Below are 9,149 nucleotides of genomic sequence, written 5' to 3' on the forward strand. Positions count from 1 at the left end.
GATGGGGCGATGGGGAGATGAAAAACAAAAATTTTGGTAATACCGCAAAGTCTTTCCCCCCTGCTCCCTGCTCCCTGCTCCCCTGCTCCCCAATCCCCTGCTCCTTCTCAGACACCAGACTCAATAGTCGGGTACGGTTCATCAGGTTTGGCGCGTAATACCGCTTCAGTATCAACTTCTTTGTGACTTACGCCATAGTCGTAAGGCCCTGTAGTTAATACTGGCAGTTGTTCAAAATTCTCAATGGCTGGTGGGGAAGTAGTCATCCACTCTAGGGTGAGTCCCCGCCAAGGATTGTTGGGGGCTTTTGGCCCATACAACCAACTCCAAACCGCGTTGATGATAAAGGGTAATGTAGAAATCGCCAGAATATAAGACCCGTAGGTGCAGATTTCATTTAATGAGGTGAATTTGGGATCATATTGAGCAATCCGGCGGTTCATCCCCATCATTCCCAGCTTGTGCATGGGTAAGAAGGTCATATTCAGACCGACAATGGTTAAAACAGCGTGAACTTTACCCCAAAATTCGTTCATCATCCGTCCCGTCATTTTCGGGAACCAGTGGTAAATAGCGGCAAAAATTCCCAAGACGCTACCACCAAATAAAACGTAGTGTAAGTGTGCCACTACGAAATAAGTATCATGAACGTGAATATCAAAAGGAACTGCGGCTAACATTACACCACTGATCCCGCCAATAACGAAGGTTCCTAAGAAACCCATCGCAAATATCATGGGGGAATTTAGGCTGATTTTGCCACCCCAAATAGTTGCTAACCAACCAAAAATTTTAATTCCCGTGGGTACGGCAATGATCATGGTGGTGATCATAAAGAACATCCGTAACCAACCAGGGATACCACTGGTAAACATGTGATGCGCCCAGACAATTAGCCCTAAGAAACTAATAGCTAAAGATGAATAGGCGATCGCTTTATAGCCAAAAATCGGTTTACGGGCATGAACAGGCAAAATTTCCGAAATTGCCCCAAAAAACGGCAAAATCATAATGTAAACCGCTGGGTGAGAGTAAAACCAGAACATATGCTGGTAAACTACCGGGTCACCCCCACCAGTGGGATTAAAAAATGTTGTCCCTGCCAATAAGTCAAAGGAAAGGAGAATCAGCGCCCCTGCTAGTACTGGTGTAGATATGAGTACAAGCGCCGAAGTTGCCAACATCGACCAACAAAACAAGGGCATTTGATGCACTCCCATACTGGGGACACGCATCTTCAACAGGGTAACGATAAAGTTAATCGCTCCCAAAATCGAAGATGTACCCAATAGCAGCACACTCATAATCCAAATGGCTTCACCCACTTGACCTGTAACCAAGCTCAAGGGGGGGTAAGAAGTCCAACCAGCATCAGGCGCATCACCCACCGCTAAACTAGCGATTAGCAATACACCAGCCGGGGGAATCATCCAAAAAGCTACAGCGTTGAGGCGGGGAAATGCCATATCTCTCGCCCCAATCATCAGGGGAATCAGATAGTTAGCAAATCCTGCCCCGGCTGGCACAATCCACAAGAAAATCATGATTGTGGCGTGCAGTGTAAAGAGGCTGTTGTAAACTTCTGGAGTGACAAAATCTACCTCTGGTGTACGTAGTTCCGTCCGCACCAAGTCAGCCATTACGCCGCCAATGCAGTAAAAAACGAACGAAGTGACTAGATATTGAATCCCAATCACCTTATGGTCGGTACTGAAACCAAAGAAGTCTCGCCAATGTCTTTCCTCTGGCTCTTCATGAACCGGGATATTGGCAGTTTCTTGCAGCTGAGTTTGTGTCATAGAAATTAATTATCAGTTATCAGTTAGCAGCCTGCTCACTGAGTTGCTGACTAATGGTGATGAGCAGTGTGAACATGATTTAGCATTTCTGGCTGTATTCCCATGTCCTTGGTGTAAGGAGCGAGAAATTCATCTGGGGATAGATCCGCAGGGTTAACTGCCACGGCTTGATTTAGGGTTTCGTTGCTGGCAACTAATTGCTCTTGCATCCAAGTGTCATAAGCTTCTTGGGCTTCTACTACTACTTGGGTTTTCATGGCACCGTGGTAGGGGCCACAAAGTTCAGCGCAAATTAAGTCGTAAGTCCCAGCTATTCTGGGTGTAAAACGAATCTCGCTTTGTCTCCCAGGAATAGCATCCTGTTTTAAGCGAAACTCTGGTACCCAAAAAGCATGGATCACGTCGTTGGCTGTCATGTTGATTTTTACTTCCCGACCAACGGGAATGTGTAGCTCACCTGTGGTGATACCTGTATCAGGATAGGTAAACAGCCATGCATATTGTAGACCAGTGACGTTGACCCGTAATTCTGGTGGTAGACCTGCTTTTTCGGGACTACCCCCAATGGTGGGCGCAACACTACCTACACCGGGAGCATCTCGTTTTTGGGGAATTTGGTCGGCATTACGCACTGCGGCTGTGGCTGGGTCTTGCATAGCCTCATCAGATTTTTCTTGATTGAGGTTTGGCCCCGTGCTGGGAGGCGTATCACTCAAGGTGGCAGCGATGGCAGCCCCTGGCATTGTCATCGATTCTTGAGTAATTGGGGCTTCATGCACAGCGTGGGGATCAAAGCCACCGATGTCGTTGTATACCTCAAAGCTATAAACAGAAATACCGATAACGATAATTGCAGGGATCGCTGTCCAGAGTATCTCTAACGGTACATTACCTTCAATTGCTGGCCCGTCGTCATTGTCACCTGCCCGCCGACGATATTTAATTGCAGAGTAAATTAAAATACCTTCGACAAGTAGAAATATGCCTGTGGAAACGATCATCATTGTGTTAAACAGACCATCCACTAACAGGGCTTCATCTGTGGCGGCTGTAGGTAACAGACCGTGATTTTGACCGTACCAAAAGCTGACAAGCGTTAGTACGATGCCAATTAGTAGTGTCCAGATGGAACTTGGAATCTTCACGGTTTACTTAAATGAATTTACTACGTTATCTCTATGCTACTCACTTACTAAGGTAGTGCAGGTAGTGAAAGATAAAGTCTCATGGTCTGAAATTTTTATTAATTTTTGCCGCTAATTTACTAATTTTGAGTACAAGAGATTTATTAGATACTGCCAAGAGTAGATGTAAATCAGTAAAAATCAGTGGAAAAATTTAATAAAGAATTTAGATTAGCAAAATTAATGGTGATTGATCAATTGCTGACAACTTAAAAAATACCTAAAGCTCAAGCTAAAAGTAGCTAGAGTGATCCAAAGTATAAGTGCAAGCCAATCTTTTCAACTCTGGTTCATACGCTAGGGTGTATATAAGTCGGTAGAAAATTGCAAATTTTAAGAGAAGCTCAACCCAGAGCGGGCGGAAGGTACTGTTCATGATGAACGAATTTGTCCTAGAACAACAAAATGAAGCGGCAACTCAGCAGCGACAGCCCAAGGAAGTGATTCGTCGCTTGGTGTGGAAAATGTGCATAGCCACCTTGATTTTGATGGCCATAGGCAGTGCCACCCGCGTGATGAATGCTGGACTTGCTTGTCCAGACTGGCCATTATGCTACGGGGAACTGGTGCCGGCAAAACAAATGAATCTCCAAGTCTTTTTGGAATGGTTCCACAGACTAGATGCAGGGTTGATTGGGTTAAGCGCGATCGCCCTCGCTGGTTTATCCTGGTGGCATCGTCGTTGTCTACCTCATTGGCTCCCTTGGGCATCGACATTTGCCCTGTTTTTAATTGTCTTCCAAGGCATTTTGGGAGGACTCACTGTGACTCAATTGTTGCGGTTTGATATTGTGACTGCTCATTTGGGAACAGCGTTGTTGTTTTTCACCACCTTACTGATTGTTGGTATAGCCCTAACTCCTTATCAAGGAACTGGAACCGTCGGTAAGTTACCTTGGGTGGGTTTAACTGCTGCTATCTTGGTTTACCTGCAAAGTTTACTAGGTGCTTTAGTTGGTTCTCGTTGGGCATTACACCAATGTTTTGGCGATTCTCAGCTTTGCAGTGTGATGTATAGCCATATTTTTGGCTTGGTACCACCAACTGTGGCTACTTTGGCAGTGGTATTTATCTCCTGGCGCACACCAGCACTACACCCAGCTTTACGCAGGTTGGCAAATATGTCTGGTATGTTGTTGCTGTTACAAATTTTGTTGGGAGTTGCCACTTTCCGATTACATCTCCAAGCCGAGCCGCTGACAGTTTCTCACCAAGTGGTAGGAGCTACTTTGCTGGGTACGTTAGTGGCTTTTACGGTGTTGGCGCTACGTGACTGTAGCTCGGCCCGGGAAATCAACGCTTATCCTGTGGGTGTAACAGCAAATGTGACGAGTACACAAGCAAATGGAACGAATTTGTAAGTTAACTCAGCTGCATTTCTCCATTGCAGTCATCACCATGATTACTGATGACTAATGGTAATTAGCTGTTAGCCGTTAGCCATTTAGTGATGAAGTAACTCAATATCACATCTAGCAACAATCCCTAGCAACTAGAGTGGTGGAACCCGACAAACCAAAATTGCCTGCGCCCCTAAAAAAAGTCTCGACTTTCTGAGTCAGTTTGAGCCGGGAAAATGGGGGAGCAGGGGCAGATTAGTGAGCAACATCTTCCTGATCTTCCCTATCCTCCTCATCTTCCTCATCTTCCCTGAGCCTCAGTAACTATACTTTAATGTCAACTCAGTATCAGCCGGGGCTGCATAGAAGTTGTTGAAAAATAAGGAACTAGAGTCAACATGATTGAGACTAATGTCTCTCGCCACCACCAAACATTTCTCCAAGTCATCCACAGCTACTATCAGCTCACAAAGCCCCGGATTATTCCGTTGCTGTTGATTACTACGGCTGGCAGTATGTGGATTGCTGCTCAGGGACAAGTAGACCCATTGTTATTGCTAGTAACTCTTACTGGTGGCACTTTGGCTGCTGCTAGCGCCCAAACCATTAACTGTATCTATGACCGGGATATTGATTATGATATGGAGCGGACGCGCCATCGTCCTCTACCTTCCGGTAAGGTACAGCCACGGGATGCACTAATTTTTGCGATCGCCTTAGCTGTAATGTCTTTTACGCTACTGACAGTATTCGCAAATTTACTAGCTGCGTGTCTAGCATTTTCTGGCATCATCTTTTATATTTTGGTCTACACCCACTGGCTGAAACGCCACAGCACCCAAAACATTGTTATTGGTGGGGCTGCTGGAGCAATTCCCGCTTTAGTGGGTTGGGCTGCGGTGACAGATACTTTAAGCTGGGCAGCATGGTTAATTTTTGCCATTGTCTTTTTGTGGACACCGCCTCATTTCTGGGCGCTAGCGCTGATGATTCGGGATGACTACGCCAAAGTTGGTATACCTATGCTGCCTGTGGTTGCAGGTGATACGGCAACAGTAAGGCAAATTTGGTACTACACACTGGTGACAGTCGGTGCGACTCTGTTACTGGTTTATCCTTTACACTCCAGTGGATTTGTCTATGCGGTGATCGCAGTCAGTTTGGGTGGATTATTTATCCATAAGTCTTGGCGCTTGTTGCAAAACCCAGAGGATCGCACTGTAGCCAGAGAATTATTTCTGTATTCCATTTCTTACATGATGCTGTTGTGCCTGGGTATGGTAATTGATAGCCTCCCCATTACCCATAGTCTGATTAGTGCGGTTATTAGCCAGCTGCATTTTATTAGCTAAATGGATCATCTGGCGATCGCGTTGGTTTTAATGGCGCGATCGCACTTACAAATATTCAAAATATTTTTATATCTACCTGACCACTGTCCTGTCCTTAATGTGTATATTTCTAGGTAATTAAGTGTTCATACCAGAAAGTAAATTACATATTTATGACGGGTATAATTGATTAAACCCACATTCCGCACCCCCCGGTGTCACAATCGGTAATTTCGTATTTTTGAATTCATTTTAGGATGTTTTTTATACAAAAAGGTCGAAATCTTAGGTGGCGATCGCTAATCCCAAACCCCCAAACGACCATTTTTCGTTGTGTGACAGTTTAGGGTGCGGAAGATGGGATTAAAAGCATCCTGAAATTGTTTAATTTCTTTAATAAGGGGATGAATATCGTACCAAACTTGACTTTCTCCCTCTTTATCAAAATATCGATATTCCAAAATACAGCGATTAAATAATAAACCCCAATACAGTTGATCGTTTTTTATCTTCTTAAAATGATGAACCATTGCCAGTGCTTGCCATTCGTTAGCAAAAACTGTATTACGGTAGGTATTTCGTAACTCGCTAATTGAGCGCTGTATGGCTCTGTTAGGTATGGGCAGCGTGTTCGTATATTTCATGGCTTCCTTCATTAATAATAATAAATTCCGCACATGACCCCCACTCATCAAGCATATTGCCTCTAATGCCTGACGTTCCTCAAATATATCAACAATAGATAAATTAGGGTCTATCAAACTCAGGCGTTTTTGCAGCAATTCTTTAAGTTTATGAATTCCACGCTCATATTTTTGATTTTCGGGAGTTTGCACCATAATCATCGGTAATACCTGAGTATTGCCATAGATATTGGTTAAATCGGCAGCGCGGTAAAAATACAGTAAAGAAATTGGCACTGTATAAATTAGATGGCAATCTAGAGCTTGGAGTTGTTCACTACGGTCTAGAAAAATTTGCTCATGATTGCTGCGTCCACCTTCTTGAGGTATAGGCACAATCCGGTCTAGATTATCAACAATTAACACCAGTTGAGAATAACCTGGAGGTAAGTTTTTTTTAGCATCTCTAACAAACTGATTCAACGCCTTAATCAAAATGGGTGTATGAGGGTTGAATTTTTCTCTGATTTTTTGGCGTTGGCTAGGTTTAGCTTTCAAATTTGCTGTAATTTTGGCAAATTGGGAAATTTGCGTCTCTATACTTAAACTATCTAGAGATACCTCAGTCAGTGTTAAATCTTTTAAGTCTTGCCAACGGTCGCTTAACCAGTTCAATAAACTGTCTGGAGAAGCGTTATCTTTTAACGCCCTCAATAAATGATGTGTACAAGCTAAGAGAATATCTATATATTGGGCATCTTCTGGATCAATATCTTCTTCATCAGGAGCAAAATAGACAACAAAGCAACCGTTTTCATCTAAATATTTCTGAAGACGCAACAATTCTGTTGATTTACCCGCACCGCGATGACCTGCATAAAGTTGAGAGGTCATTCTGTCAGACAACAAAATTTCTCTCCCCACTTCTACCAAGATGTCACCATCTCCCCGCACTTCTGAACAATCAACATAAGCGGGATCTCCAGCCGGTAAGGGTCGAAATGGGTCAAAGGAGTAGTATATCCGCTTTAATATGGCAAAATCTTGTGGATTCGAGCCTTTCTTTGTTTCTCTTGCTGGCGTAAGTATTGGGCTAGGAATCGGCAAGTTTACCCCAGCAATATCTAATTGAGGCTCTTGGTTTGCTAGTAAACCTGTAATTTGGGCTGTTGCACTTTCAACGTTACCACGGACAAAATTTGCCATTCCACGAGCATAAATTAGTAGTGGTTGGAATTCTGCTAATGGTTCGGCAAAAGTTTCCACCAGCGATGCCATGCGAACCCACTCTGCCTTTTCTTCTAATTTCAAGCCTGCAAGAATAGATGCTAATTCATGCGCTGCCTGACTTGGGCGCGTATACGCTAATGCAGTCCACCTTTGAGCCTGAGCAAAATCACGAATATCCGGGTCGTGGCTATCAATTTGCTGCCGCACATAGGTAAGCAAAAAATCAGACAATTCATTAATTCGCTGTTCGCCAAAATGGGGATTCTGTTTCAACTCTCTCAACAGCGCATTTCGCACTGCTGTATCCATTTCATAGAGTTCATGCCCCACTTCATCACAAAGACTGGAAAGCAACAGATCCGCTACAGCCATCCAGGGGATAATCAGCACTTCACCATTAATATCTCGCTGAAAATTTGCCCAGAGACGGTAGAGCAAATCTGGCGTGAGGGCTAAGGGAAAAGCCGCATGATAAGCCAGATAGAGATGCGCTTCCCCAAAGCGTTGACCAAAAGATTCAATTCGACGACTAGCGACTTCTGGCTTCATACTCTCTACCTTAATTGTGCATTGATTACCCGACCACGTAAAACATCAATCGCCCCATCAAAACCCTGACGGCTAACTTCAAACATCGGTACTAAATGGGCAATTTCCCCGGCTGTTGTGCCAAACCAGCGCTCTGTTGCCATTGGATTTAGCCATGCAATATAACGAACTCTTTGTTTTAACTGGGCAAGAAATTTTTGGGTTAACTCCAGCCGTTCCAGACTGAAACCGCCTCGTGCTGCACCCCCATCACTAAAAATTAATATAGCGGAACGTTCTGGACGCATCTGAGCTAAAAAATCTGCGACAGGTTCAGCTTGTCGGCGCGACTGGTCACAGTAAAGATACTTGGTTGGGCAATTATGAAAGTAGTAAATACTAGCCTTTCCTAAGCGTCCACCTCGTAGTGCTGTGTCAGCAAATCGTTGGGATAAGGCGTGAAAAGGCACCATCGACCCCTTATGGTCAATCAGCAAAAGTAGTTCAGTTCTATTCACCCGACTGGGTATCATTACAGGCTCTAGGAAAACCCCCTGCCGTACAACTTGCTCAATAGTTGCCTCTATGTCTAACTCTGTGGGCAAACCTTGACGTACAAAACGGCGTAAATGTCGCCAACTTTGTTTCATCTGTCGTCGTGTCACCGGAAAATACTCATCGGTTTGGGTGAAGCGATTTTCAGTAATTACCTCATTTGGTTGAGTAGTAATCTGTACTGCTTCTGCAACTTGCATTTCATCCCCAACCTCCATCAATTCTGATGATATAGGTACATCAGCAGGTGTTTTATTTGGTGGATGAGATGACTGATTAGCTTCTGCTGCTGTGTCTTCTCTCAGAGGGCGAGATGGGGCTTCTTTCCTTGTTACAGAAGGATTGACAGGATGAGAAGTTGTGATGAACTGTTGAAAGTGATAGTTAAATAGATGTTCTTCGTCTTGGGATTTAACCCACAAAGTTCGACACAATTCTGCTAATGCTTCCTGGTCAGCCGTGCCAAAACCTTCTTGTAAAGCTTTCAGAACCAGACGATATTCATTTGGAGTTTAGACTAAACGGGCAACAAACCCAGAAAAATAGAGGGTGTGCTTGA

At 44.1% G+C, this 9,149-nt stretch carries 6 protein-coding genes; 2 read left to right on the forward strand and 4 right to left on the reverse strand.

Annotated elements, in window-relative coordinates; all coding sequences use genetic code 11:
- Positions 1-107 precede the first annotated feature (107 nt).
- Together ctaD and ACM0OS_RS27200 are read right to left on the reverse strand one after the other, a co-directional pair.
- Complete coding sequence (gene ctaD / locus ACM0OS_RS27195) at positions 108-1,799, reverse strand: cytochrome c oxidase subunit I (RefSeq protein WP_414546295.1); 1,692 nt, start codon at positions 1,797-1,799, stop codon at positions 108-110.
- A gap of 50 nt (positions 1,800-1,849) precedes the next feature.
- Entirely contained in the window at positions 1,850-2,944 is a 1,095-nt protein-coding gene (locus tag ACM0OS_RS27200) for a cytochrome c oxidase subunit II (protein WP_414546296.1), read from the reverse strand.
- 416 nt (positions 2,945-3,360) lie between these two features.
- Here ACM0OS_RS27200 and ACM0OS_RS27205 point away from each other — a divergent pair, with 416 nt between their 5' ends.
- Together ACM0OS_RS27205 and ACM0OS_RS27210 are read left to right on the forward strand one after the other, a co-directional pair.
- On the forward strand, positions 3,361-4,344 hold the full coding sequence (locus ACM0OS_RS27205; protein WP_414546299.1) for a COX15/CtaA family protein: 984 nt from the start codon (positions 3,361-3,363) through the stop codon (positions 4,342-4,344).
- 377 nt (positions 4,345-4,721) lie between these two features.
- The gene (locus ACM0OS_RS27210; RefSeq protein ID WP_414546297.1) at positions 4,722-5,675 is read left to right on the forward strand and encodes a heme o synthase; all 954 of its coding nucleotides are present in this window, start codon (positions 4,722-4,724) and stop codon (positions 5,673-5,675) included.
- Between the two features lie 278 nt (positions 5,676-5,953).
- On the opposite strand, the gene ACM0OS_RS27215 is transcribed toward ACM0OS_RS27210, so the two are convergent.
- Complete coding sequence (locus ACM0OS_RS27215) at positions 5,954-7,366, reverse strand: ATP-binding protein (RefSeq protein ID WP_414546300.1); 1,413 nt, start codon at positions 7,364-7,366, stop codon at positions 5,954-5,956.
- A gap of 695 nt (positions 7,367-8,061) precedes the next feature.
- Positions 8,062-9,012 (reverse strand): hypothetical protein, encoded by a 951-nt coding sequence (locus tag ACM0OS_RS27220; RefSeq protein ID WP_414546298.1) that lies wholly within the window; start codon positions 9,010-9,012, stop codon positions 8,062-8,064.
- Positions 9,013-9,149: the final 137 nt, after the last annotated feature.

It is taken from the genome of Nostoc sp. CCY0012, from assembly GCF_963920855.1.
Taxonomy (GTDB): domain Bacteria; phylum Cyanobacteriota; class Cyanobacteriia; order Cyanobacteriales; family Nostocaceae; genus Cyanocohniella.

Coding starts and splice junctions, on each gene's coding strand:
- ACM0OS_RS27205 (WP_414546299.1), top strand. CDS start 3,361: ATGAACGAATTTGTCCTAGAACAACAAAATGAAGCGGCAACTCAGCAG.
- ACM0OS_RS27210 (WP_414546297.1), top strand. CDS start 4,722: ATGATTGAGACTAATGTCTCTCGCCACCACCAAACATTTCTCCAAGTC.
- ctaD (WP_414546295.1), bottom strand. CDS start 1,799: ATGACACAAACTCAGCTGCAAGAAACTGCCAATATCCCGGTTCATGAA.